At 60.9% G+C, this 24,178-nt stretch carries 20 protein-coding genes and 4 tRNA genes; 17 read left to right on the forward strand and 7 right to left on the reverse strand.

Going from position 1 to position 24,178, the window contains the following annotated elements:
• Window positions 1-14: 14 nt before the first annotated feature.
• Both ACSQ3G_RS05745 and prfB read left to right on the forward strand, forming a co-directional pair.
• Window positions 15-2,471, forward strand: a complete 2,457-nt coding sequence (locus ACSQ3G_RS05745; RefSeq protein WP_436109361.1) for a penicillin-binding protein 1A — start codon at window positions 15-17, stop codon at window positions 2,469-2,471.
• A 112-nt stretch (window positions 2,472-2,583) separates the two neighbouring features.
• Window positions 2,584-3,715, forward strand: a protein-coding gene (gene prfB / locus ACSQ3G_RS05750) for a peptide chain release factor 2 (RefSeq protein WP_105401067.1) whose coding sequence is annotated in 2 segments (ribosomal slippage) — window positions 2,584-2,652 and window positions 2,654-3,715 — 1,131 coding nt in all. Because the reading frame shifts where the segments join, the coding sequence is not laid out codon by codon here.
• Between the two features lie 79 nt (window positions 3,716-3,794).
• On the opposite strand, the gene ACSQ3G_RS05755 is transcribed toward prfB, so the two are convergent.
• The gene (locus tag ACSQ3G_RS05755; protein ID WP_436109362.1) at window positions 3,795-5,000 is read right to left on the reverse strand and encodes a multidrug effflux MFS transporter; all 1,206 of its coding nucleotides are present in this window, start codon (window positions 4,998-5,000) and stop codon (window positions 3,795-3,797) included.
• 170 nt (window positions 5,001-5,170) lie between these two features.
• Here ACSQ3G_RS05755 and ACSQ3G_RS05760 point away from each other — a divergent pair, with 170 nt between their 5' ends.
• A complete protein-coding gene (locus ACSQ3G_RS05760) occupies window positions 5,171-5,827 on the forward strand; it encodes a TetR/AcrR family transcriptional regulator (protein ID WP_105401418.1) in 657 nt (218 codons plus the stop codon).
• 47 nt (window positions 5,828-5,874) lie between these two features.
• Here ACSQ3G_RS05760 and ACSQ3G_RS05765 read toward each other — a convergent pair whose 3' ends face one another.
• A complete protein-coding gene (locus tag ACSQ3G_RS05765; protein WP_046636633.1) occupies window positions 5,875-6,648 on the reverse strand; it encodes an NAD kinase in 774 nt (257 codons plus the stop codon).
• A gap of 251 nt (window positions 6,649-6,899) precedes the next feature.
• Between ACSQ3G_RS05765 and ACSQ3G_RS05770 the strand changes: the two genes are divergently transcribed.
• Both ACSQ3G_RS05770 and ACSQ3G_RS05775 read left to right on the forward strand, forming a co-directional pair.
• Window positions 6,900-6,975: transfer RNA gene (locus ACSQ3G_RS05770), tRNA-Thr, on the forward strand.
• Window positions 6,976-7,186: 211 nt separating this feature from the next.
• Window positions 7,187-7,597: a hypothetical protein gene (locus tag ACSQ3G_RS05775; RefSeq protein WP_436109363.1), complete on the forward strand. Its 411-nt coding sequence runs from the start codon at window positions 7,187-7,189 to the stop codon at window positions 7,595-7,597.
• Window positions 7,598-7,651: 54 nt separating this feature from the next.
• Here ACSQ3G_RS05775 and ACSQ3G_RS05780 read toward each other — a convergent pair whose 3' ends face one another.
• The 5 genes from ACSQ3G_RS05780 to rlmB form a co-directional block, all read right to left on the reverse strand.
• A complete protein-coding gene (locus ACSQ3G_RS05780) occupies window positions 7,652-8,545 on the reverse strand; it encodes a transglycosylase SLT domain-containing protein (RefSeq protein ID WP_436109364.1) in 894 nt (297 codons plus the stop codon).
• 115 nt (window positions 8,546-8,660) lie between these two features.
• Window positions 8,661-9,047, reverse strand: coding sequence for a hypothetical protein (locus ACSQ3G_RS05785; RefSeq protein WP_436109365.1), 387 nt, complete (start codon window positions 9,045-9,047; stop codon window positions 8,661-8,663).
• A 60-nt stretch (window positions 9,048-9,107) separates the two neighbouring features.
• Window positions 9,108-10,412: a UDP-glucose dehydrogenase family protein gene (locus tag ACSQ3G_RS05790; RefSeq protein ID WP_436109366.1), complete on the reverse strand. Its 1,305-nt coding sequence runs from the start codon at window positions 10,410-10,412 to the stop codon at window positions 9,108-9,110.
• 171 nt (window positions 10,413-10,583) lie between these two features.
• Entirely contained in the window at window positions 10,584-11,372 is a 789-nt protein-coding gene (cysQ, locus tag ACSQ3G_RS05795) for a 3'(2'),5'-bisphosphate nucleotidase CysQ (protein WP_436109367.1), read from the reverse strand.
• 85 nt (window positions 11,373-11,457) lie between these two features.
• Entirely contained in the window at window positions 11,458-12,336 is an 879-nt protein-coding gene (gene rlmB, locus ACSQ3G_RS05800) for a 23S rRNA (guanosine(2251)-2'-O)-methyltransferase RlmB (protein ID WP_436109368.1), read from the reverse strand.
• 202 nt (window positions 12,337-12,538) lie between these two features.
• On the opposite strand from rlmB, the gene ACSQ3G_RS05805 reads away from it, so the two are divergent.
• From ACSQ3G_RS05805 to rpoB, 12 genes are all read left to right on the forward strand, one after another.
• Window positions 12,539-12,623: transfer RNA gene (locus tag ACSQ3G_RS05805), tRNA-Tyr, on the forward strand.
• 25 nt (window positions 12,624-12,648) lie between these two features.
• Window positions 12,649-12,722, forward strand: a tRNA-Gly gene (locus ACSQ3G_RS05810).
• 355 nt (window positions 12,723-13,077) lie between these two features.
• Window positions 13,078-13,599: a thermonuclease family protein gene (locus ACSQ3G_RS05815; RefSeq protein ID WP_436109369.1), complete on the forward strand. Its 522-nt coding sequence runs from the start codon at window positions 13,078-13,080 to the stop codon at window positions 13,597-13,599.
• A gap of 551 nt (window positions 13,600-14,150) precedes the next feature.
• Entirely contained in the window at window positions 14,151-15,326 is a 1,176-nt protein-coding gene (gene tuf / locus ACSQ3G_RS05820; protein ID WP_105401075.1) for an elongation factor Tu, read from the forward strand.
• 652 nt (window positions 15,327-15,978) lie between these two features.
• Window positions 15,979-16,054: transfer RNA gene (locus ACSQ3G_RS05825), tRNA-Trp, on the forward strand.
• A 196-nt stretch (window positions 16,055-16,250) separates the two neighbouring features.
• Window positions 16,251-16,451 carry a preprotein translocase subunit SecE gene (gene secE, locus ACSQ3G_RS05830; RefSeq protein WP_046669638.1) on the forward strand — a complete coding sequence of 67 codons (201 nt, stop codon included), beginning with the start codon at window positions 16,251-16,253 and terminating at the stop codon, window positions 16,449-16,451.
• A gap of 16 nt (window positions 16,452-16,467) precedes the next feature.
• Window positions 16,468-16,998, forward strand: a complete 531-nt coding sequence (gene nusG, locus ACSQ3G_RS05835; RefSeq protein WP_007770615.1) for a transcription termination/antitermination protein NusG — start codon at window positions 16,468-16,470, stop codon at window positions 16,996-16,998.
• A 198-nt stretch (window positions 16,999-17,196) separates the two neighbouring features.
• Window positions 17,197-17,628, forward strand: a complete 432-nt coding sequence (gene rplK, locus ACSQ3G_RS05840; RefSeq protein ID WP_037088457.1) for a 50S ribosomal protein L11 — start codon at window positions 17,197-17,199, stop codon at window positions 17,626-17,628.
• Between the two features lies 1 nt (window position 17,629).
• Complete coding sequence (rplA, locus tag ACSQ3G_RS05845; protein WP_105401076.1) at window positions 17,630-18,325, forward strand: 50S ribosomal protein L1; 696 nt, start codon at window positions 17,630-17,632, stop codon at window positions 18,323-18,325.
• Window positions 18,326-18,635: 310 nt separating this feature from the next.
• Window positions 18,636-19,193 carry a 50S ribosomal protein L10 gene (rplJ, locus tag ACSQ3G_RS05850; RefSeq protein ID WP_284706807.1) on the forward strand — a complete coding sequence of 186 codons (558 nt, stop codon included), beginning with the start codon at window positions 18,636-18,638 and terminating at the stop codon, window positions 19,191-19,193.
• 60 nt (window positions 19,194-19,253) lie between these two features.
• Window positions 19,254-19,631, forward strand: a complete 378-nt coding sequence (gene rplL, locus ACSQ3G_RS05855; protein WP_024164302.1) for a 50S ribosomal protein L7/L12 — start codon at window positions 19,254-19,256, stop codon at window positions 19,629-19,631.
• A 247-nt stretch (window positions 19,632-19,878) separates the two neighbouring features.
• On the forward strand, window positions 19,879-24,015 hold the full coding sequence (rpoB, locus tag ACSQ3G_RS05860) for a DNA-directed RNA polymerase subunit beta (protein ID WP_105437436.1): 4,137 nt from the start codon (window positions 19,879-19,881) through the stop codon (window positions 24,013-24,015).
• Window positions 24,016-24,178: the final 163 nt, after the last annotated feature.

Consider the following 24,178-nt stretch of genomic DNA (forward strand, 5'->3'; position numbering starts at 1 on the left):
ACGGTAGCTCCGATATGGTAAGATTGATTGGTTATCTCTTTGGTTTGGCCTGCGTCCTGTTTCTGGTCGTGGCTGCCGGCGTGGGTATCTACCTCACCGGGATGACCAAGGACCTGCCGAACTACGAGGTGCTTGCCTCCTACGAGCCGCCGGTCGCTACCCGCGTGCATGCAGGCAACGGCGCTCTGATGGCGGAATACGCCCGCGAACGGCGTCTCTTCCTGCCTATTCAGGCGGTGCCGGACCGGGTCAAGGCGGCCTTCCTGTCCGCTGAAGACAAGAATTTCTACAGCCATCCCGGCATCGACATCACGGGCCTTGGGCGCGCCGTCCTCTCCAATCTCCAGAACCTGGGTTCCGGCCGTCGCCCCGAAGGTGCCTCGACGATCACCCAGCAGGTGGCGAAGAACTTCCTCCTCTCTGCCGACCAGACGATCGACCGCAAGGTCAAGGAAGCGATCCTCTCCTTCCGCATCGAGCAGACCTATTCGAAGGACAAGATCCTCGAGCTTTATCTGAACGAGATTTTCTTCGGCCAGAACTCCTACGGCATCGCCGGCGCGGCACTCACCTATTTCGACAAATCGGTGACCGAGCTGACGACGGCCGAGGCGGCCTATCTTGCTGCCCTTCCGAAAGGTCCGGCCAACTACCATCCCTTCCGCCGCGAAAAGGCAGCGCTCGAGCGCCGCAACTGGGTCGTCGACCGCATGGCCGAGAACGGCTACATCACCCAGGCCGATGCCGAGGAGGCCAAAAAGCAGCCGCTCGGCGTCAAGCAGCGCCGGACCGGCGCCCATGTCTTCGCCTCGGATTATTTCTCGGAAGAAGTGCGACGCCAGATCATCGAGCGTTACGGCGACAAGTCGCTCTATGAAGGGGGGCTTTCGGTCCGCACCTCACTCGATCCCGACCTTCAGGTCATCGCCCGCGCCGCCCTGCAAAACGGTCTGGTGGAATATGACGAGCGCCGCGGTTTCCACGGGCCGGTCGCTCAGATCGCCACGACCGGTGATTGGGGTCCGGAACTTGCCAAGCAGAAGTCGCTTTCGGACGTGCCGGAATGGAAGCTCGCCGTCGTCACCGAGGTCTCGGCAAAGTCCGCCACGATCGGCCTGCAGCCTTCGGCGGATGCGGCCGGCAAGGTCGACGCGGCTCGCGAGACGGGCACGATCAACGGCGACGACATGAAATGGGCCTACCGTGACTCGACCAATACCCGCAAGCCGGCGAAATCGCCGGACGGCGTGCTGAAGCCGGGCGACGTCGTCTACGTGGAGCCGATCAATCCGCAGGCCAAGACCTACAGGCTGCGCCAGCCGCCGAAGGTCCAGGGCGGTTTGGTCGCCATGGACCCGAATACGGGCCGCGTTCTCGCGATGGCCGGCGGCTTCTCCTATTCGCAATCGGAATTCAACCGCGCCACCCAGGCAATGCGCCAGCCGGGTTCGTCGTTCAAGCCCTTCGTCTATTCGGCAGCGCTCGACAACGGCTATACGCCGGCCTCGGTCATCCTGGACGCGCCGATCGAGATCGTCTCCGGTGGCCAGGTCTGGCGGCCGGAAAACTACGGCGGCGATTCAGGCGGCCCGTCGACGCTGCGCATCGGCATCGAAAAGTCCCGCAACCAGATGACCGTGCGCCTGGCGCAGGACATGGGTATGGAGCTGGTCGCCGAATATGCCGAGCGTTTCGGCATCTACGACAAGATGCTGCCGGTGCTGGCCATGTCGCTCGGTTCCGGCGAAACGACGGTCATGCGCATGGTTTCGGCCTATGCGGTCATCGCCAATGGCGGCAAGCAGATCAAGCCGACCGTCATCGACCGCATCCAGGACCGTTACGGCAAGACCATCTTCCGTCACGAGGAGCGCGCCTGCGACGGCTGCAACTTCAATGACTGGGCCAACCAGGAAGAACCGAGCATCGTCGACAACCGCGAGCAGGTTCTCGACCCGATGACCGCCTACCAGATCACTTCGATGATGCAGGGCGTGGTCCAGCGCGGTACGGCAGCCGGCAAGATCCCGGTCAAGGACCGCGACGTCGCCGGCAAGACAGGCACCACCAATGACGAAAAGGACGCCTGGTTCGTCGGCTTCACCCCGAACCTTGTCGCCGGTCTGTATGTCGGCTTCGACACGCCGGCACCGCTCGGCCGTGCCGGCACCGGCAGCGGGCTTGCCGCGCCTATTTTCGGCGAGTTCCTGGCCCAGGCCGCCAAGCTGACGCCTGCCGAAAAGTTCCACGTGCCGGACGGCATGCAGCTCGTCGCCGTCAACCGCAAGACCGGCATGGCGGCCATGGAAGGCCAGCCCGACACGATCGTCGAGGCCTTCAAGCCTGGCACCGGCCCGGCAGACGTCTTCCAGGTCATCGGCGACGGCGAATACATGACCCAGGACCAGATCTTCACCAACTCGCCCCAGGCGCAGCAGGCTGTCACCTCCGGCATGCCGGGTCTGTTCTGATCGCTATCCGAAGCGGCAGCCTTGTCGGCAGGCCCGGGCTTTACATCCGGGCTTGCTGCAACTATGTCCACGGCACCTAAAACCCCAACACAAAGAGCGAAGAACAAGCGCCATGCGTGCGGAAATCATCAATGTAGTCGACGAAATCAAGCAGGCCATAAGCCTGCTGAGGAGGCATCTTTGACTGGGATCAGGCGGTAAGACGACTGGACTGGTTGAACAACAAGTCAGAGGACCCGAACCTCTGGAACGATGCTGCGGAAGCGCAGAAGCTGATGCGCGAGCGCCAGCAGCTCGACGACGGCATCAATGGCGTCAAGGCCATGGAGCAACAGCTCAACGACAATATCGAACTCATCGAACTCGGTGAGGAAGAGGGCGACGAAGCGATCGTCAAGGAAGCCGAAGAGGCGCTGAAGGCGCTGATGGCGGAATCCGGCCGGCGCCAGGTCGAGGCCATGCTGTCGGGCGAAGCGGATGGCAACGACACCTATGTCGAAGTCCATTCCGGCGCCGGCGGCACGGAAAGCCAGGATTGGGCGAACATGCTTCTGCGCATGTACACCCGCTGGGCCGAACGCCAGCGTTTCAAGGTCGAGCTTCTGGAAGTGCATGACGGCGAAGAAGCCGGCATCAAGTCGGCGACCATCCTCGTCAAGGGCCACAATGCCTATGGCTGGCTGAAGACCGAATCGGGCGTCCACCGCCTGGTCCGCATTTCGCCCTATGACAGCAACGCCCGTCGCCACACGTCCTTCTCGTCCATCTGGGTTTATCCGGTCATCGACGACTCGATCAACATCGAGATCAACGAGAGTGATTGCCGCATCGACACCTATCGTTCGTCGGGTGCCGGCGGCCAGCACGTCAACACGACCGACTCGGCGGTGCGCATCACGCACATGCCGTCGGGCATCGTGGTGCAGTGCCAGCAGGAACGCTCGCAGCACAAGAACAAGGCCAAGGCCTGGGACATGCTGCGTGCGCGGCTCTACGAAGCGGAGTTGAAGAAGCGCGAGGACGCGGCGAACGCCGAGGCGGCTTCCAAGTCCGAAATCGGCTGGGGCCACCAAATCCGCTCCTACGTGCTGCAGCCCTACCAGATGGTCAAGGACCTGCGCACAGGCGTGACCAGCACTGCGCCGGACGACGTGTTGGACGGAGATATCAATCCATTCATGGAAGCTGCCCTGGCGCATCGCATCAGCGGCAAGCCGGATGTGGATGTCGCTGACGTCGATTGACGATCCGCGGAAGAATCACAAACGAAAGCGGCCGGGCTTGGAAAAGTCCGGCCGCTTTTTTGTTGGGTGGATAGGCTGGTTATTCCGCCGCGGCCGCCATGGCGCCTTGGCGGCTGCGCAGCACCACGAGCGACAGCAGGAAGACCACGACCGAGCATAACGCGATGACCGTCACCATCGGCAGCGAAGTGCCGTCGACGAACAGGCCGCCGAGGCCGATCACGACCGCCGAGGTCACGAACTGGATCGTGCCCATCATCGCCGACGCCGTGCCGGCGATCCGGCCGTGATGTTCGAGCGCCAGCACCGCCGCCGTCGGGATGACCATGCCCAGGAAGCCGTAGCCGCCGAACAGGAAGGCGGCCATGACGTCGAGACGGTCAATGCCGAGCGAGGTGACGAGTGCCAGAAGGACCATCATCGTGGAATAGCCGAACACCGCGCCGCGGATCACTTTCCGCAGCCCGATCTTGCGGGAGAGCCAGCCGTTCAGCTGCGACATGCCGATGAAGGCGACCGCATTGCACGAGAAGACGATGCTGTAGAACGTCGGCGACAGGCCGTAATGCTCGATCAGCACGAAGGACGAATTCGCCACGTAGATCATGTAGCTCGACATGCCGAAGGAGGCGATCAGCACCAGCCCGAGATAATAGGGATCGCGGAGCAGCGTGCCATAGGACCTGAGCGCGCCGGAAAGGCTGCTTTCGCTGCGCGCAGCCGGCAGGCGGGTCTCCTCGAGGAAGAACACCGCAACGACGGCCCCGACGGCACCCGCGCCGACCATGACCCAGAAGATCAGCCGCCAGTCGCCGAACACGGTGACGATGCTGCCGGCAAGCGGAGCGAGGATCGGCGAGACGCTGAACACCAGCATCAGCCGCGACATCAGCTGGGCTGCGGCCGGACCGGTATGCAGGTCGCGGACGATGGCGCGGGAGATGACGACGCCGGCGCAGGCGCCCATGCCCTGCAGGAACCGGAAGGCGATCAGCCACTCGATCGACGGCGACAGCGCGCACCCTACCGCCCCGATGGCATAAAGTGCGAGACCGACATAGAGCGGCTTCTTGCGGCCGAACATGTCGGAGACCGGGCCGTAGACGATCTGCGAAACCGCCATGGCGACGAAGAAGGAGATCAGGCTCGCCTGCACCTCATGGCTGTCGGCATTGAGGTTTACGCTGATGGTCGGCAATGCCGGGAGATACATGTCGAGGGCGAAAAGCCCGATAGCGGAGAGCAGCCCGAGCGACAGGGCATGCGAAGGAGCTCTGCTTTGCATTTGGAAAAAACCTTTCCCGTCACCACATCTGCCGTGGTAACGGCAGGGCGAAGACGATTATGGGAGATGAATATGAGAGCCGGCCGCGTTTGGGAGGATAGGCCTAAACAATCATGTAAATTATTTTGGACACAATTGTCCAATTCGTCAAGCCCCGCTATAGTGATGTCATGAAAAATTCGTCTGCCGAGCTTCCGCGCGATTACGACACTTGGCCGCCGGCGCAGAACAAGCGCCAGGCGATCCTCAACGCTGCAGCCGATGTTTTTGCCCAGGAAGGCTTTGGCGGCGCCAGCATCGATGCGATCGCTGCAAGGGCAGGGGTATCGCGCCAGACGATCTACAATCAGCTGGGCGACAAGGATAATCTTTTCAAGGTCGTGGTCGCCGAAATCACCGACCGCTCCAGCGCCGGTTTCTTTCGCGTGCTCGATACGTTTCCCGTAGCGCCGCAGGATATCGACACCGAACTGACGCAGTTTTCGGCCCAGCTCCTGCGCAAGGCAATCTGCGACCCGAACGGCCGCTGGCTGCGCAAGGTGGTCGAAACCGAAGGCGCCCGCTTCCCCGAGCTTTTCGAAACCTGGAAGGAATACGGGCCCGGCAAGAAATATCCGGCGATTGCGGCCCGCCTGGCGCAACTCGCTCACGGCGGTCATCTCGAGATCGACGATCCGGCGCTTGCCGCCCGCCAGTATATGGCGCTTCTGGCGGCCGACCTTCGCTACGATCAGCAGATGGGCCGCCAGACGCCGGAATCGGAAATCGACCAGATGGCGGCGAACGCCACCCGCACTTTTCTGCGTGCCTTTAGACCGAAGCGCTGAGCCTCACGCGAGGACAACAGGTTTCATCTGCGTGAGTTGACGCTGAGTCAGTTGTTGAACTGCTCGGCGAGAATCCGGTCGGACCAGGAATGGTTCGGATCGGAGAGGATGCGCGCGGTGATTTCGGTCGATTGCGCCACCCGCACCTTCAGCACCGACTTCACCTCGGTATTGTCGGCGACAGCATTGACCGGCCGCTTCTCGGGTTCGAGGATGTGGATATCGACGCAGACGTGGTTAGGCAAAAGCGCTCCGCGCCAGCGCCGAGGGCGAAATGCCGAGACCGGCGTCATGGCAAGCAACGGCGCCTCCAGCGGCAGGATTGGCCCATGCGCCGAGAGATTGTAGGCGGTCGAACCGGCCGGCGTGGCGATCATCAGTCCGTCGCAGATCAGCTCCTCCAGCCGCACATGACCGTCGATCTCCACCCTGAGCTTGGCCGCCTGATAGGATTGCCGGAAGAGATAGACTTCGTTGATGGCGAGGGCCACCGACGTGGAGCCATCCTCGTTGACCGTCGTCATCTTGAGCGGGTGAAATTCGTTCTCGATCGATTCGGCCACCCGCTCATGGAGTTTCTGGGCGCGATAATCGTTCATCAGGAAGCCGACCGAACCGCAGTTCATGCCATAGACGCTTTTGCCCGTATTGATCGTGTCGTGCAGCGTCTGCAGCATGAAGCCGTCGCCGCCGAGCGCGACGATCACGTCGGCTTCCGCAGTGGGCACGTTGCCGTAGAGCCTCACGAGTTCCTCCAGCGCGGATTGTGCTTCCGGGGCCGTCGAGGCGATGATGGAGAGCTTGTTCGTCTGGGACGACATGAACGGGCCTTTAAGGGTGCCGCCGCCCGAGGGGCCGCGCAAGGGACGCTGAAACCATTTGAGCTAACACGAGCCTGTGACAGGACCATGCCGGCCGGACGGCATTAAGTACAGGAAAAACAGGCTTTTGGACAAGCGCCTTGCGCCATCGCCGGTAAGCGAAACAATGCAACTCGAATGCACGCTATCTCATGTTGCCGCGATTTTCTCTTTACAGGAGGGGAAAATCTGGTAACTCCCCACTCCAAAGTGCCCTTGTAGCTCAGTTGGTAGAGCACCTGATTTGTAATCAGGGGGTCCCGGGTTCGAACCCTGGCGGGGGCACCATTCCTTTCCTGGCATTTGGCATCAATTTCTCCTCATCGAGGTCGCCGTGGCGTCTGCGGTGGACCTGGCCGATGCCTGCGGCAGCGCCGGCTTTTGCCCCGCCATCGTCCGCAAGCCTGAGAGGTCTGCGCAGAACGTTGGAAACCTTATGCGGTCGGCGGGGTTAGACGGCCGTAGGGCATGTTTGGAAAGTTCCACGAGAGGAAACCCAATGTTTGTAAAGATACTCACCGTTGGCGCACTGTCGCTAGGTCTCGCCACTGCCGCGGTCGCCCAGTCGGGCTCGGGAACCGGATCAGGATCAGGAACCGGCGGCGCTACTGGCTCAGGTTCTGCGGGAACCAGCGGAGCCGTTCCGGGTTCGGGCGCCAGCGGTTCCAGCTCCGGCACGCTCAACGGCAATACCACGACTCCGCTGAATGGCGGCGGGTCAGGCGCGCTTGATTCCAATACGACCGGCAGCACGACCGGCGATTCCGGCGGTTCGAAATGCCCGCCCGGCACTCTGCCGCAGGGTACCGGCTCCGCGACGACCAACAATCTGCCGCAGGGTCAGGGTACCGGCTCCGCAACGCCCAATGCGGACGGAACTCTGGCGCCCGGGCAGGCACAAAACTGCTGATCGGGAATCATGTGCGGCGAGCGGAAGGCCTGCCTTCGCTTGCCGCATGCCGCTTCAGTTTCTGAAAACCGTGCAGGGCACCGCGTGTGCCTTGATCTTCGTACACAAATCGGTCGCCTCGGCTCTGGTGGCGCGGCCGATCCGCGCTGCATAGCGCGGGCGATAGCCGAAATTGCCCCGTTTCTGCCGCACGACGAGCGCCCGTTCCGCGTTGAGCGGCGCCGGCAGCCGGCTGATCGTGTTGGCAAACAGCTGGCTGGCGATATTCGGATTGTAGTGCGCGGAAAGCTGCACGCCCCATGGCGCCCAATCCGCCGATGCGAACAGCACGGTCTCGTTGAGACGCCTCGTGGCGGCGAGCTGGATGCATCCGTCGATGAAGTTTTTTTGCGGTACGAGGGCCTGAGCCGCCGTTTTCGGCGGATTGTCCCTCCATGTCTCCGCTGGGTGACCGGTGATCGCAAACACGTAGTCGCGCGTCTCGATCGGCAGCCGGCCGGCCTTCAGGAATGTTTCCAGCCCGGCTTCGCCGGCATTATAGGCCGCGGCGGCAAGGCCGAGATTGCCGAAACGGTCGCGCAGCTCCCTCAGATAGAGGGAGGAGGCGGCAAGGGCTTCTATGACATCGAAGCTGTTTTGCAGGCCGCGGATTTTTCCGGTCGCCGGCATGAACTGGGCGATACCTTCCGCGCCTTTCGGGCTCACCGCGTTCGGCCGAAACAGGCTTTCCCGCCAGATCAGGCGCGCGAAGAATTCCGGCGGCAGCCCGTTCGTTACCGCCAGTTGCTCCATGACATGGCAGAGATCCTCGTTGTAGGCGTCGGGACGAATGCACAATCGGCCAATCTCATCCGATGCCGCACGCTCGTATCGGCATTCGGGGGCGGCCGTCTCTTCCGCAGCATGGATGCTCCCGCCAAAGGGAGCGACGGCCAAAGACAAGCCCAAACCTGTTTGGCCCAAACCTGTTTGCATGAGACGGCGAAACATCATCGACATGCAATATGCCCAATCACGTCGCGGCTTGAAAGCCTTCGGCGGCAGGAACAGGCGACCGGAATGCCTATCGCCTGGATTGCTCCAGAAGAGACTGGCAGGACTGGTCCAGCGCGACGAAATCCGCTTCCGCCATCGATTGCGTCTTTTCCAGCATCTGCTGCGTCTGTCTCTCGAAAAGCGCCGTCGTTTCGTTCCGCGGATAGTGATTGTCCTGCAGGATCACCAGCGCCGCATGCATATGCTCTTCGTCGCGGGAAACGGTGCCCTCGGCCGTGTCGCTCTTGCCGAACTCCTTGGCCATGATCTTGCGCATCGAATAGAAGGCCGAACACGATATGTGTTGTTCGGCAGAGCGTACCGGCTGGGACTGCGTCTGGGGCTGGGCCAGCGCCGACGGCGATGCGGTCAGCACCGCGGTCATGGCCCAGACGATTTTCGCTTGCATGGTCATGCGACACCATCCTTGGGCTGAGCCCGAGGTTCCCGCCGGCCCGCCGTCTTGGCGGCTATTCTAGCGCAGTTTTCCGACGCCGGAATAGGCAAAGCCGTGCGCTTCGACTTCCGGCGCTCGATAGACATTGCGCAGGTCGACGAGGATGGGGCTCTTCATGACGGACTTCAAACGCTCGAGATCCAGTGCGCGAAATTCGTTCCACTCGGTCACCAGAACCGCCACATCCGCACCCTCGGCGGCCTGGTAGGGGCCGCTGGCGAATTCGATATCCATCATCTGACTGGCGTTTGCCATGCCTTCCGGATCGTAGCCGGACACGATCGCGCCTGCATCCTGCAGCGTCTGGATGACGGCGATCGCCGGGCTGTCGCGCATGTCGTCGGTGTTCGGCTTGAAGGTCAGCCCGAAGACGGCGACCTTCTTGCCGCGCACGTCGCCGCCGGCAGCCGCGATCACCTTGCGGCCCATGGCGCGCTTGCGGGTATCGTTGACGGCGATGGTGGTTTCGATGAGGCGGACAGGGCTGTCATAGTCCTGCGCGGTCTTTGCGAGCGCCAGCGTGTCCTTGGGGAAGCAGGAGCCGCCATAGCCGGGGCCGGCATGCAGGAATTTCGAGCCGATGCGACCGTCGAGGCCGATGCCGCGCGAAACGTCCTGGACGTCGGCGCCGACGCGTTCGCAGAGGTCGGCCATCTCGTTGATGAAGGTGATCTTCATCGCCAGGAAGGCGTTTGCGGCGTATTTGATCAGTTCGGAGGTGCGGCGGCTGGTGAAGAGGAGCGGCGACTGGTTGAGATAGAGCGGACGGTAGACTTCCGTCATCACGCCGCGGGCGCGCTCGTCGGAAAGGCCGACCACGATCCGGTCAGGACGCTTGAAGTCCTCGATAGCAGCGCCTTCGCGCAAAAATTCCGGGTTGGAGACGACGGCGAAATCCGCATCCGGATTGGCTTCGCGGATGATCCGCTCCACCTCGTCGCCGGTGCCGACCGGAACGGTCGACTTGGTGACGATGACGGTGAAGCCGGTCAGCGCTTCGGCGATTTCGCGTGCTGCGGCATGGACATAACCGAGATCGGCATGGCCATCGCCGCGACGGGACGGCGTGCCGACCGCGATGAAGACGACATCGGCATCGGCCACCGCGGGGCCAAGCTCGGTGGTGAAGGAAAGGCGTCGGGATTTGACGTTCGATTCGACCAGCGCCTCGAGGCCCGGCTCGAAGATCGGGATGACGCCTTGTTTCAGCGCCTCGATCTTTTCGGCAGCCTTGTCGACGCAGATCACGTCATGTCCGAAATCCGCAAAGCAGGCTCCCGACACGAGGCCGACATAACCCGATCCAACCATCACAATACGCATCAATAATCCTCATCCTTATCCGGCAATCTCACGCGCAGCGGTTTCCTAAGCGCATCCGAAAGGGAATGCAACGCGTCGGCTTGGCTGCCTGTCACGGGCCTGGGTCGGGCGTTACCCCGGCAGGCCGCCCTGACTGGCCAATGTTACCGGGTGATGACAATAGGACGACGGCTAGGAGTTTCCAGGCCGCGACCCCCAGGCGATGAAATCGGGATTGGCGAAATCCAGCATGTCCACGCGGCCGGTCTTGCCATAGGTAAGCCGCGCCCCGTCGAGCGTGACCGTGCTGCCGCCGGCGGCACGGAGCACGGCGTCACCAGCGGCCGTGTCCCATTCCATGGTCCGGCCAAAGCGGGGATAGAGGTCGGCGGCACCCTCCGCCAGCAGGCAGAATTTCAACGAGGAACCAATGCTGCGGATATCGGCGGCGCCTGATTTTTCGAGGAAGGCCTCGGTCTCGGCGGAATTGTGAGAGCGGCTGGCGACGCAGATCGGCCGGCTCCCGACCGGCCTTGCGACGATCGGCTCCCGGCTCGTCACCGCGAAATCGTCGTTGACGACGAGTTTTTCCGCCCGTCCGCCGCCGCCAAGATAGGCGACCTTGAGGGCAGGGGCATACACGGCCCCGAGGATCGGCACGCCACCCTCGATCAGCGCGATGTTGACCGTGAAATCCTCGCGGTTGTTTATGAACTCCTTGGTACCGTCCAGGGGGTCGACGAGGATGAAGGAGCGCCCTTCGATCGACGGGATGCGTCCCATCGCCACCGATTCTTCCGCGATGACCGGAATCTCCGGAAAGGCTCGGGCGAGTTCGGCAAGGATGATCTCTTCAGCCCGCTCGTCCGCCTCCGTGACCGGGGACCGATCGGCCTTGTAGCTGGTGCTCGGCCCAGCTCTGTAGATGTCCAGGATGGCCTTGCCCGCGAGCAGCGCGGCTTTTTCGAATGTAGCGAGCATGAATTCCATGGCGGCTGGTCACGTCGGTTGCGTAAGACTTCCATGACACGTTTGCCCCGCGCTTGGGAGTCTTAAACGGCGCAGGTCAACCCACCTTGGCGAGATGCTGCTGTGTCGCGTAGAGCGCGATCGCGGCGGCGTTCGAGACGTTGAGCGACTTGATGGCGCCCGGCATGTCGAGGCGGGCAAGCGCGTTGACCGTCTCGCGGGTCTTCTGCCGCAGGCCCTTGCCCTCTGAGCCGAGCACCAGAGCGATCCGGCCGCCGGCGAATGTGCCTTCGAGCGGAGCGGGGCCTTCCGAATCGAGCCCGATCGTCTGGAAGCCGAGCCGGTGCAGTTCCTCGATCGCATCGGCGAGATTGGTGATCTGTATATAAGGTATCAGTTCCAGTGCCCCGGAGGCGGATTTGGCGAGCACGCCGGATTCGGTCGGGCTATGTCTCTGGGTGGTGATGACCGCGCCGGCACCGAAAGCGACCGCCGAGCGCATGATCGCGCCGACATTGTGGGGGTCGGTCACCTGGTCGAGGACGAGGAGAAGCGGACTTTGTTTCAAGCCTTCCAGCCGGCGGACGGGTAGGGGGCGTGTTTCCAGCATCACGCCCTGGTGGATGGCCTCGGGGCCGAGCACCTTGTCGATATCCTGGGGCGAAACGAATTCGATCGGAAAGGACAATGTCTCCGGTTCGCCGATATCGAGCCGTGCGAAGGCGTTCTGGGTCACCGACAGTTTGATGAGCTTGCGCTCGGGATTGTCGAGGGCGGCGCGCACCGTGTGCAGGCCATAAAGGAAGACCTGTTCCGCCTGAAGCTGCGGCGGCTTCCAGTCCTTGTTGGACTTCGGCCGCTTCAAGGGCGGCGTCGGAATTTCTCCGCGCTCGCGCTTGGAGTCGCGCACCGCGCGCCGAAGCGTCGCATAATGGGTGTCGCGGGTGGATTTGTCTTGTTTGTCGTCCTTGCTCATCAGGTCTTATAGCCATCCTCGCTCTCCGGGCAAAGCCCTCGACGGGGAGGCGGATCGAAAGAGCGACTGATTTATTTTCGTCATTTTTGCTTCTTCCTCGTGTTGACAGACGAGAACGAGGCGGTCATATACGCGGCGCAGATCAAGGGGCGGCAAGCTTCAAGGTCTGACGAACTTGGTCTCACGATCCGGACGAAAAACTGGAGAGATGCCCGAGTGGTTAAAGGGGACGGACTGTAAATCCGTTGGCTCAGCCTACGTTGGTTCAAATCCAACTCTCTCCACCATTCGTCTCTGATCGGACACCACACCGCGGGTATAGCTCAATGGTAGAGCAGCAGCCTTCCAAGCTGAATACGCGGGTTCGATTCCCGCTACCCGCTCCAATATTCCCCAAGGGTTTGTTTTCACAAGATAAGCTTTTGAGCGCCTAGCAACGTTAGCCAAAAAGCTGGCCATTTCGTTCGATATCAATCGCAAGCTGATGTAGCTCGTTTAAACCCTCGGTCAAAGCTGCGCCAGTGATACGGACGGAAGTAGGCGAGGAGATCGCGGCTGGAAGCACTCGGTAGAGAGATCAGTGACGTGCCTCACGGGTTATCCACGGAAAATCGCTAGCTCCTGATACAAGCGTCAGACCCTTCCGGCGAAATGACCTCTTCCCTACAAGTCTGAATTGCGTAAAGGTCATTGCTGTCGCCCGAATGGGGCATGGGATGATCTTGCATTCGGGGGACGTGCATGAGGCTGCTAAAAATGTTGGTTCGGCTGTTTGTCGGCAGCAAACGCAGGCCGCCTCCACCAGCTTGGGAACTGCCTCGACCAACTTGGCAAAAATCAGTTATCGTTGTTCCTCAACCAGCCCCGGTGATCCCGGTGGAAACTGTGCTGCGCGGACGCTGTTGGGTAGTTGACGGGGACACCATCATCATCGACAAGGTCCGAATTCGGCTTGCCGGGATCGATGCTCCCGAACTCAACCATCCCTTTGGCAAGCAGTCGAAGTGGGCGCTTGCCCAACTTTGTAAGGGTCAGATAGTGACGGCTCTGGTCAAGCCAGAACTGTCATACGATCGGGTGGTTGCCGAATGCTTCCTGCCTGACGGGCGCGACCTGTCCGCTGAACTTGTCCGCGCTGGCTTGGCCCTCGACTGGCCCAAATTTTCTGGTGGAAAATATCGACATCTGGAAACGGAAGAGGCCCGGCGTAAATTATGGCGGGCATCCGCGCGCCAACGCGGCACACTTCGTATCACCGATTAGCATCGGTTTATCCCGCTACCCACTCCATAATCTCAACGATTTACAATAACGGCGTGCCAATCGGTGCAACGCTTTCCTGCGTCCCTGTCGAAGCGAGTCCGGCGATCGTGCGGCTTGCGCCAAGCTGTAGGACACCAGAAGCCTCCATCGACCGGAACGAGGCATGTTTCCCTGCATCGTTTTGAGCCGCGCATCCGGTGCGAGGGGCCGCCGGTAGGTACGGCAGCTGACAAACGATCCCGGAACAAACTTCCGTGTTATACTGGCGTCATCAAGGCGGACCTGGAGCCCCGCGGCCTTACCCGGCCGCGGGGCTTTTTTGCGCTTCTGGCGCTCGTCAATTCGCTGAAGCCCGAAGTCAGGGCCGGTCTGGATCTTGAACTGAGCGCGTGCTGAACCGGCCGCCCCGGGGCATTTTCAAGCCGATTTCGCCTGCTCCCCTTGTCCGGGCGCGCGTCGTAATTATGTCTTGCGCATTCTAGTGGAAAGCCTTAAACGGCGACACCAAACCCGGTCGCCGGGTCCACCCTTATGTTCACAGGAAGCATTCAATGGCAAAGAGCAAGTTTGAGCGCAACAAGCCGCACGTCAACATTGGCACGATCGGTCACGTTGACCATGGCAAGACGTCGCTGACGGCCGCGATCACGAAGTACTTCGGCGAGTACAAGGCCTATGACCAGATCGACGCGGCTCCTGAAGAAAAGGCTCGCGGCATCACCATTTCGACGGCGCACGTCGAATATGAGACGCCGGCCCGCCATTATGCCCACGTCGACTGCCCCGGCCACGCCGACTACGTCAAGAACATGATCACCGGTGCGGCGCAGATGGACGGCGCGATCCTGGTTTGCTCGGCTGCCGACGGCCCGATGCCGCAGACCCGCGAGCACATCCTGCTCGCCCGTCAGGTCGGCGTTCCGGCGATCGTTGTGTTCCTGAACAAGGTCGACCAGGTCGACGACGCCGAGCTTCTTGAGCTCGTCGAGCTGGAAGTGCGCGAACTTCTGTCGTCCTACGACTTCCCGGGCGACGACATTCCTATCGTCAAGGGTTCGGCGCTGGCTGCTCTTGAAGATTCGGACAAGAAGATCGGCGAAGATTCGATCCGCGAGCTGATGGCCGCCGTCGACGCCTACATCCCGACGCCTGAGCGTCCGATCAACATGCCGTTCCTGATGCCGATTGAAGACGTGTTCTCGATCTCGGGTCGTGGCACGGTCGTGACCGGCCGCGTCGAGCGCGGCATCGTCAAGGTCGGCGAAGAAGTCGAGATCGTCGGCATCCGCCCGACCTCGAAGACGACGGTGACCGGCGTTGAAATGTTCCGCAAGCTGCTCGACCAGGGCCAGGCCGGCGACAACATCGGCGCTCTCGTTCGCGGCGTGAACCGTGACGGCGTCGAGCGTGGCCAGATTCTCTGCAAGCCGGGTTCGGTCAAGCCGCACAAGAAGTTCATGGCCGAAGCCTACATCCTGACGAAGGAAGAAGGCGGCCGTCATACGCCGTTCTTCACCAACTACCGTCCGCAGTTCTACTTCCGCACGACGGACGTGACGGGCATCGTGTCGCTGCCGGAAGGCACGGAAATGGTCATGCCGGGCGACAACGTCACCGTTGAAGTCGAGCTGATCGTTCCGATCGCGATGGAAGAAAAGCTGCGCTTCGCGATCCGCGAAGGCGGCCGCACCGTCGGCGCCGGCATCGTCGCCTCGATCATCGAGTAATCGATAGCGACATCAAATAGCAAAGGCCCTGCCGGCAACGGCGGGGCCTTTTGCTTTCAAGCCCTGACCTTGAGTCAATCTGGTGGCTCACCCTGAGTCAGTTTTTGAAAAAGCTCGCTCTCGTAACGGAAACGACTTTTGCCGCGGGGCATGCACATCGCAGATTGCCGAGCCTCACGCGATGCCAGGCGTGCGCTGCAGCCAGACGCTTGTCAGGGCCGACTGTGGCATTGGCGGATGCCGGCAGGGGAGGCGGGCAAACATCCACCTCAGCCTATAAGTCTCCGTGCGGTGACTCATTGCGGAAGAAGCTAAATGCGCGTCCGCGATTGATTCTACTGGTGTAAGCGCGGCGCCATCGATTGTTTCCTGTCGCGAATCGCCTCCCGGTCGACCCGGGGGAGCCTCTGTCGATCAATCGGAGCCATTGCGGATCGGTCGTCCGGGCAAGGAAATCAGCGCAGGCGGCTGCGGGGCGGCGCTTTCGGGCGTTCGCTTTGCCGAGGCGCCTGACGGGTCCGACCGAAAGCTCGGGTAGAACGGTCCGGATATCAAAAATGCTCTTGCAAAGCGCAGCGCATCCCCTTAAAGGGAGCGCCTAGCCAGTTGGCGGCGAGGCCGGGTCCTCCGGTTTATGTTCCGCCAAGGTTGAAGGGGTGTAGCTCAGTTGGTAGAGCGGCGGTCTCCAAAACCGCAGGTCGTCGGTTCAAGCCCGGCCGCCCCTGCCACTTTCAGATGATTGGCGCGAGATTATCCGCAGCGGAATTGTCGGAAATGGCCGCCGTGCAAAACGGCGAAATTTCATCGAACACTGTTTTCCCTCTTGTGTAAAGGGGAAGGGGTGTTTATGTAGGTCAAAACAGACACGCGGTGCGTGGGGCTGAGCAAGTTCAGCTTTACGCGCCGTAATTGCGTGGGCAATCAATGGCATCCAAGACCAATCCAGTTACGTTTCTGCGCCAGGTTCGATCCGAAGCGCTGAAAATCCATTGGCCGTCGCGTCGCGAGACCATGATCTCCACGGCCATGGTTCTGGTTATGGTTGTGTTCGCTGCGCTGTTTTTCTTCGCTGCAGACCAGCTCATGGGATGGTTACTCCGTCTCGTACTGAACGTCAGCGTTTGATTTCTGGAGAATAAAGATGGCGGCGCGTTGGTACATCGTCCACGCATATTCTAATTTTGAGAAGAAGGTGGCCGAGGACATCGAGAACAAGGCTCGCCAGAAGGGGCTTGAGCATCTGTTCGAGAAGATCCTCGTGCCGACCGAAAAGGTGGTCGAGGTGCGTCGCGGCCGCAAGGTCGATTCCGAGCGCAAGTTCTTTCCGGGTTACGTCATGGTCCGGGCCAACCTGACCGACGAAGCCTACCACCTGATCAAGAACACGCCGAAGGTCACCGGTTTTCTCGGTTCCGACAACAAGCCGGTTCCGATTCCGGACTTCGAGGCCGAGCGTATCCTTGGTCAGGTCCAGGAAGGTGTCGAGCGGCCGAAGTCGTCGATCACTTTCGAGATCGGCGAGCAGGTTCGCGTATCGGACGGCCCGTTCGCGTCCTTCAACGGCACCGTTCAGGATGTCGACGAGGAGCGTTCGCGCCTCAAGGTCGAGGTCTCGATCTTCGGCCGTGCGACCCCGGTCGAGCTGGAATACGCTCAGGTCGAAAAGGTCTGATCAGTTTCGAATTGAGGCCTGCCGTTTATTCGGTGGGTCTCGCGCGGCGTTTGCCGCAAGCGCGTGGGAGGAATGGTGCCTTAGCCGGGCATTCTGACCGAACCACGCAACCGCAGCCGCCGGCGAAAGCCGGCATATCGGACCGGGAAACCGGTCTCCAATGAGCCGGGTAACCGGTCTCTCGAAAGGCAGAGAGTTATGGCTAAGAAAGTTATGGGCCACCTCAAGCTGCAGGTAAAGGCAGGGTCGGCCAATCCGTCCCCGCCGATCGGTCCTGCACTTGGTCAGCGCGGCATCAACATCATGGAATTCTGCAAGGCATTCAACGCCGCCACGCAGGAAATGGAAAAGGGCATGCCGATCCCGGTCGTCATCACCTATTTCCAGGACAAGTCCTTCACCTTCGCGATGAAGCAGCCTCCTGTCAGCTACTGGCTGAAGAAGGAAGCGAAGATCACCTCGGGTTCCAAGACCCCGGGCAAGGGCGCCAAGGCTGGCACCCTGACCAAGGCTCAGATCCAGACCATCGCCCAGGCGAAGATGAAGGATCTGAACGCGGCCGATCTCGAAGGCGCAATGGCCATGATCGAGGGCTCTGCCCGCGCCATGGGCCTGGAAGTGGTGGCTTAACATGGTAAAGCTTGCAAAGCGTATTCAGAAGATCCGCGAAGGCGTGGATCCGACCAAGCTCGTAGCGCTCACCGACGCCATCTCGATGGTCAAGGAACGTGCGATCGCCAAGTTCGACGAAACCGTTGAAATCGCGATGAACCTCGGCGTTGATCCGCGTCATGCAGACCAGATGGTCCGCGGCGTGGTCAATCTGCCGAACGGCACTGGCCGTGACGTTCGCGTTGCCGTTTTCGCACGTGGCGTCAAGGCTGACGAAGCCAAGGCAGCCGGTGCGGATATCGTCGGTGCTGAAGAACTCGTCGAAATCGTCCAGGGCGGCAAGATCGACTTCGATCGCTGCATCGCCACCCCGGACATGATGCCGCTCGTCGGTCGTCTCGGTAAGGTTCTCGGCCCGCGTGGCATGATGCCGAACCCGAAGGTCGGAACCGTCACCATGGACGTCGCGGGTGCCGTCAAGGCTTCCAAGGGCGGCGCTGTCGAGTTCCGCGTCGAAAAGGCTGGCATCATCCACGCCGGTATCGGCAAGGCCTCCTTCGAAGCCAAGGCTCTCGAAGAGAACATCAAGGCCTTCGCTGACGCCGTCATCAAGGCCAAGCCGGCTGGCGCCAAGGGTAACTACCTCAAGCGGGTAGCGATCTCCTCGACCATGGGTCCGGGCGTCAAGATCGATCCGTCGACGGTGACGATCTAAAAGTTTCGTCCGGAGCCTTCGGGTTCCGGACTGCATGAATTCCCGGTCCTTCGGGGCCGGGAATTTCCCAGGGAAACCTGGGAATTCCTGTCCGAGATTGCGGGTGGTTTCGACCTTAATCACTTGATGCCTGCATGAGACGGGTAAGACCCGAGATTTATAAAGTGCCTCGCACTTTTGAGTTCGGTTCGAGCCTAGTGTGCCTTGTGCCTGGAGCCCCTGTGGCGACAGTGCGAGGGGACAGGATCCTCAAGCGTCGCTTGGGGTCCTAATCAAGGGATCCCTTGAGGCAAAGGCAACTCGATGGGGCCTGCAGGATTGCGGTCCCGTCAACTGGAGACAGACAGTGGAAAGAGCGGAAAAGCGCGAATTTGTCACGGAGCTGAACGAAGTCTTCAAGGCTTCTGGTTCGGTTGTCGTGGCCCACTATGCTGGTGTCACAGTTGCGCAGATGAACGATTTTCGTTCGAAGATGCGCGCTGCTGGCGGCACCGTCAAAGTCGCGAAGAACCGTCTGGCCAAGATCGCTCTTCAGGGTACGGAGTCGGAAGGGATGTCGAATCTCTTCAAGGGTCAGACGCTGATCGCATTCAGCGAAGACCCGGTAACGGCTCCGAAGGTCGTCATGGATTTCGCCAAGACCAATGACAAGATCATTGTTCTGGGCGGTTCCATGGGTGCAACCACGCTCACTGCGGATGCGGTCAAGTCGCTTGCGACCCTGCCTTCGCTGGACGAGCTTCGCGCCAAGCTGCTGGGCCTCTTGAATGCCCCGGCTACCCGCGTCGCTACGGTTGTTGCAGCACCGGCAAGCCAGCTTGCCCGCGTGTTTGCGGCCTACGCCAAGAAGGACGAGGAAGCCGCTTAAGGCGGTTTTTCGCTGTTCATACCCAAATCAAGTTCGAACCGAATATAAGGAACTATCAAAATGGCTGATCTCGCAAAGATCGTTGAAGACCTCTCTGCTCTGACCGTTCTGGAAGCTGCTGAGCTTTCCAAGCTGCTCGAAGAGAAGTGGGGCGTATCTGCAGCTGCTCCCGTAGCCGTTGCTGCTGCTGGCGGTGGCGCTGCTGCTGCTGTCGTTGAAGAAGAAAAGACCGAGTTCGACGTCATCCTCGCTGATGCCGGCGCCAACAAGATCAACGTCATCAAGGAAGTCCGCGCCATCACCGGTCTGGGCCTCAAGGAAGCCAAGGATCTCGTTGAAGCCGCTCCGAAGGCTGTCAAGGAAGGCGTCAACAAGGCTGAAGCCGCTGACCTCAAGAAGAAGCTTGAGGACGCCGGCGCCAAGGTCGACGTTAAGTAATATCGGAATGCGGCGGGAGGGTCTCCCCTCCCGCCCATTTCCTCCGAACGTATTACCCAGGAACCGTCAAAACGGTTCCTGGGTAATGGGTTCTCAAGAGGATGGTCCCGAATCGAACAGAAAAGGCAATCCGGCCTGGCGTGTTCGAGAGGTGGGACGAGATTGAGAATACCCATTGATCGACGGGATCGACTGGCCAGCGAACCCCGTCCGTTGCAGGCCCGGATGCAATTTTGAAGGAGCGACGATGGCTCAGACCCTTTCCTTTAATGGTCGCAGGCGCGTACGCAAGTTTTTTGGAAAAATCCCCGAAGTCACAGAGATGCCGAACCTCATCGAGGTTCAGAAGGCATCCTATGACCAGTTCCTGATGGTCGATGAACCGAAGGGCGGTCGTCCGGACGAAGGTCTGAACGCTGTCTTCCGGTCGGTCTTCCCGATCACCGATTTTTCCGGCGCCTCCATGCTCGAATTCGTGTCCTACGAATTCGAACTGCCGAAGTTCGACGTGGAAGAATGCCGTCAGCGCGATCTGACCTATGCAGCGCCGCTGAAGGTGACGCTGCGTCTCATCGTGTTCGATATCGACGAGGATACGGGCGCCAAGTCCATCAAGGACATCAAGGAACAGTCCGTCTACATGGGCGACATGCCGCTCATGACCGACAACGGTACGTTCATCGTGAACGGCACCGAACGTGTGATCGTGTCCCAGATGCACCGTTCGCCGGGCGTCTTCTTCGACCACGACAAGGGCAAGAGCCATTCTTCCGGCAAGCTGCTCTTTGCAGCCCGTGTCATTCCGTATCGCGGTTCCTGGCTCGACATCGAATTCGACGCCAAGGATATCGTTTACGCCCGTATCGACCGCCGCCGTAAGATCCCCGTGACCTCGCTGCTGATGGCGCTCGGCATGGACGGCGAAGAAATCCTGTCGACCTTCTACACGAAGTCGTCCTACCAGCGCGACGGCGAAGGCTGGCGGATTCCGTTCCAGCCGGAAACCCTGAAGGGTGCGAAGACCCTTTCCGACATGATCGACGCCGATACCGGCGAAGTGGTTGTCGAATCCGGCAAGAAGCTCAACCCGCGTCTTCTCCGTCAGCTGACGGAGAAGGGCTTGAAGGCCTTGAAGGCGACCAATGACGACATCTACGGCAACTATCTTGCCGAAGACATCGTCAACGCGGCAACCGGCGAGATCTACCTCGAAGCCGGCGACGAAATCGACGAAAAGACCCTACCGATCATCCTGAGCGCCGGTTTCGACGAGATTCCGGTTCTCGGCATCGACCATATCAATGTCGGCGCCTACATCCGCAACACGCTTTCCGCCGACAAGAACGAGAACCGTCAGGACGCTCTGTTCGACATCTACCGCGTCATGCGCCCGGGTGAACCGCCGACGATGGAATCGGCCGAAGCCATGTTCAACTCGCTGTTCTTCGATGCGGAGCGTTACGACCTCTCCGCCGTCGGCCGCGTCAAGATGAACATGCGTCTCGACCTCGAAGTTGCCGATACCGTCCGCACGCTCCGCAAGGACGACATCCTGGCCGTGGTCCGGATGCTGGTCGAACTGCGCGATGGTAAGGGCGAAATCGACGACATCGACAACCTCGGCAACCGCCGCGTCCGTTCCGTCGGCGAACTGATGGAAAATCAGTATCGCCTCGGCCTGCTCCGCATGGAGCGCGCCATCAAGGAACGCATGTCGTCGATCGAAATCGACACCGTCATGCCGCAGGACCTGATCAACGCGAAGCCGGCAGCTGCCGCGGTTCGCGAATTCTTCGGTTCCTCGCAGCTGTCGCAGTTCATGGACCAGGTGAACCCGCTTTCGGAAATCACCCACAAGCGCCGTCTTTCGGCACTTGGCCCCGGTGGTCTGACCCGCGAGCGCGCAGGCTTCGAAGTCCGCGACGTTCACCCGACCCATTACGGCCGTATTTGCCCGATCGAGACGCCGGAAGGCCCGAACATCGGTCTGATCAACTCGCTTGCCACCTTCGCCCGCGTCAACAAGTACGGCTTCATCGAAAGCCCGTACCGCAAGATCATCGACGGCGTCGTGACGAAGGAAGTGCTTTACCTTTCCGCTATGGAAGAGGCGAAGTATTACGTGGCACAGGCGAACGCCGAGCTGGATAAGAACGGCTCTTTCGTGGAAGAGTTCGTCGTCTGCCGTCATGCCGGCGAAGTCATGCTGTCCCCGCGCGACACCATCAACCTGATGGACGTCTCGCCGAAGCAGCTTGTCTCGGTCGCGGCCGCTCTCATCCCGTTCCTGGAAAACGACGACGCCAACCGCGCTCTGATGGGCTCGAACATGCAGCGTCAGGCCGTGCCGCTGGTACGTGCTGAAGCTCCGTTCGTCGGCACCGGCATGGAACCGGTCGTCGCCCGCGACTCCGGTGCAGCGATTGCTGCCCGCCGTGGCGGTGTGGTCGACCAGGTCGACGCGACCCGTATCGTTATCCGCGCCACCGAAGACCTCGATCCGTCGAAGTCTGGCGTCGATATCTATCGTCTGCAGAAGTTCCAGCGTTCGAACCAGAACACCTGCGTCAACCAGCGCCCGCTGGTCGCCGTCGGTGACATCCTGAACAAGGGCGACATCATCGCCGACGGCCCGTCGACGGACCTTGGTGACTTGGCGCTCGGCCGCAACGCGCTCGTCGCGTTCATGCCCTGGAACGGCTACAACTACGAAGACTCGATCCTGCTCTCCGAGCGCATCGTGTCGGACGACGTGTTCACCTCCATCCACATCGAGGAATTCGAAGTGATGGCGCGTGACACCAAGCTTGGTCCGGAAGAAATCACGCGCGACATTCCGAACGTTTCGGAAGAAGCGCTGAAGAACCTCGACGAAGCCGGCATCGTCTACATCGGCGCCGAAGTTCAGCCGGGCGACATCCTCGTCGGCAAGATCACTCCGAAGGGCGAAAGCCCGATGACGCCGGAAGAAAAGCTTCTGCGCGCCATCTTCGGTGAAAAGGCCTCCGACGTCCGCGACACTTCCATGCGCATGCCTCCGGGCACGTTCGGCACGGTCGTCGAAGTCCGCGTCTTCAACCGTCACGGTGTGGAGAAGGACGAACGCGCCATGGCGATCGAGCGTGAGGAAATCGAACGCCTCGCCAAGGACCGCGACGACGAACAGGCAATTCTTGACCGCAACGTCTATGGCCGTCTGACGGACATGCTGCGCGGCCAGATGTCGGTTGCCGGTCCGAAGGGCTTCAAGAAGGGCATCGAGCTCACCAACGCCGTCATCTCCGAATATCCCCGCTCGCAGTGGTGGATGTTCGCAGTCGAGGACGAAAAGGTGCAGGGCGAAATCGAAGCGCTCCGCGGTCAGTACGACGAATCCAAGTCGCGCCTTGAACAGCGCTTCATGGACAAGGTCGAAAAGGTCCAGCGCGGCGACGAAATGCCTCCGGGCGTCATGAAGATGGTCAAGGTCTTCGTCGCTGTGAAGCGCAAGATCCAGCCGGGCGACAAGATGGCCGGCCGTCACGGCAACAAGGGCGTCGTGTCGCGCATCGTTCCGGTCGAGGACATGCCGTTCCTCGAAGACGGCACGCATGTCGACATCGTTCTGAACCCGCTCGGCGTGCCTTCGCGCATGAACGTCGGTCAGATCCTCGAGACGCACCTGGCCTGGGCTTGCGCAGGCATGGGCAAGCGTATCGGTGCGCTGCTCGAAGATTACCGCAGGTCGAACGATATCACCGACTTGAAGAAAGAGCTGACCGAAGCCTATCAGAGTGAGGCAAACGCTGAAGTTGCAAGCTTCGACGACGACTCTCTCGTTCGTCTGGCCGAGCAGTCCAAGCGTGGCCTTTCGATCGCAACGCCGGTCTTCGACGGTGCGCATGAGCCGGACGTCGCAGCGATGCTGACCAGGGCAGGCCTCGATCCGTCCGGTCAGTCGGTCCTCTACGACGGCCGTACCGGCGAACAGTTCGACCGCAAGGTGACTGTCGGCTACATGTACATGATCAAGCTGAACCACCTCGTGGACGACAAGATCCACGCGCGTTCGATTGGTCCGTACTCGCTGGTTACCCAGCAGCCGCTCGGTGGCAAGGCGCAGTTCGGCGGCCAGCGCTTCGGCGAAATGGAAGTCTGGGCGCTCGAAGCCTACGGCGCCGCCTACACGCTGCAGGAAATGCTGACCGTGAAGTCGGACGACGTGGCCGGCCGTACCAAGGTCTACGAAGCGATCGTGCGCGGCGACGACACGTTCGAGGCAGGCATTCCGGAGAGCTTCAACGTTCTCGTCAAGGAAATGCGCTCTCTCGGCCTGTCCGTCGAGCTCGAGAACTCGAAGATCGAGGACGCGAACGCCGGCCAGCTGCCCGACGCAGCCGAATGATCATAACAAGGCGCGCGCCGTTTGAAGGCGCGCGCTGCTCCCTCCGCCGGTATCCGCCGGCAGGATAGGGAAACTTTCGCCGCATTTCGCGGCTAATACCGTTTTAAAGCATCGGACGGTCCGTCCCGGGAATTTGGATTGTTCCGATCGCAAGCCGAGGGCT

The organism is Neorhizobium tomejilense (assembly GCF_964254135.1).
GTDB classification, from domain to species: Bacteria; Pseudomonadota; Alphaproteobacteria; order Rhizobiales; family Rhizobiaceae; genus Neorhizobium; species Neorhizobium tomejilense.

Coding starts and splice junctions, on each gene's coding strand:
- ACSQ3G_RS05745 (WP_436109361.1), top strand. CDS start 15: ATGGTAAGATTGATTGGTTATCTCTTTGGTTTGGCCTGCGTCCTGTTT.
- ACSQ3G_RS05755 (WP_436109362.1), bottom strand. CDS start 5,000: ATGCAAAGCAGAGCTCCTTCGCATGCCCTGTCGCTCGGGCTGCTCTCC.
- ACSQ3G_RS05760 (WP_105401418.1), top strand. CDS start 5,171: ATGAAAAATTCGTCTGCCGAGCTTCCGCGCGATTACGACACTTGGCCG.
- ACSQ3G_RS05765 (WP_046636633.1), bottom strand. CDS start 6,648: ATGTCGTCCCAGACGAACAAGCTCTCCATCATCGCCTCGACGGCCCCG.
- ACSQ3G_RS05775 (WP_436109363.1), top strand. CDS start 7,187: ATGTTTGTAAAGATACTCACCGTTGGCGCACTGTCGCTAGGTCTCGCC.
- ACSQ3G_RS05785 (WP_436109365.1), bottom strand. CDS start 9,047: ATGACCATGCAAGCGAAAATCGTCTGGGCCATGACCGCGGTGCTGACC.
- ACSQ3G_RS05790 (WP_436109366.1), bottom strand. CDS start 10,412: ATGCGTATTGTGATGGTTGGATCGGGTTATGTCGGCCTCGTGTCGGGA.
- cysQ (WP_436109367.1), bottom strand. CDS start 11,372: ATGCTCGCTACATTCGAAAAAGCCGCGCTGCTCGCGGGCAAGGCCATC.
- rlmB (WP_436109368.1), bottom strand. CDS start 12,336: ATGAGCAAGGACGACAAACAAGACAAATCCACCCGCGACACCCATTAT.
- ACSQ3G_RS05815 (WP_436109369.1), top strand. CDS start 13,078: ATGAGGCTGCTAAAAATGTTGGTTCGGCTGTTTGTCGGCAGCAAACGC.
- tuf (WP_105401075.1), top strand. CDS start 14,151: ATGGCAAAGAGCAAGTTTGAGCGCAACAAGCCGCACGTCAACATTGGC.
- secE (WP_046669638.1), top strand. CDS start 16,251: ATGGCATCCAAGACCAATCCAGTTACGTTTCTGCGCCAGGTTCGATCC.
- nusG (WP_007770615.1), top strand. CDS start 16,468: ATGGCGGCGCGTTGGTACATCGTCCACGCATATTCTAATTTTGAGAAG.
- rplK (WP_037088457.1), top strand. CDS start 17,197: ATGGCTAAGAAAGTTATGGGCCACCTCAAGCTGCAGGTAAAGGCAGGG.
- rplA (WP_105401076.1), top strand. CDS start 17,630: ATGGTAAAGCTTGCAAAGCGTATTCAGAAGATCCGCGAAGGCGTGGAT.
- rplL (WP_024164302.1), top strand. CDS start 19,254: ATGGCTGATCTCGCAAAGATCGTTGAAGACCTCTCTGCTCTGACCGTT.
- rpoB (WP_105437436.1), top strand. CDS start 19,879: ATGGCTCAGACCCTTTCCTTTAATGGTCGCAGGCGCGTACGCAAGTTT.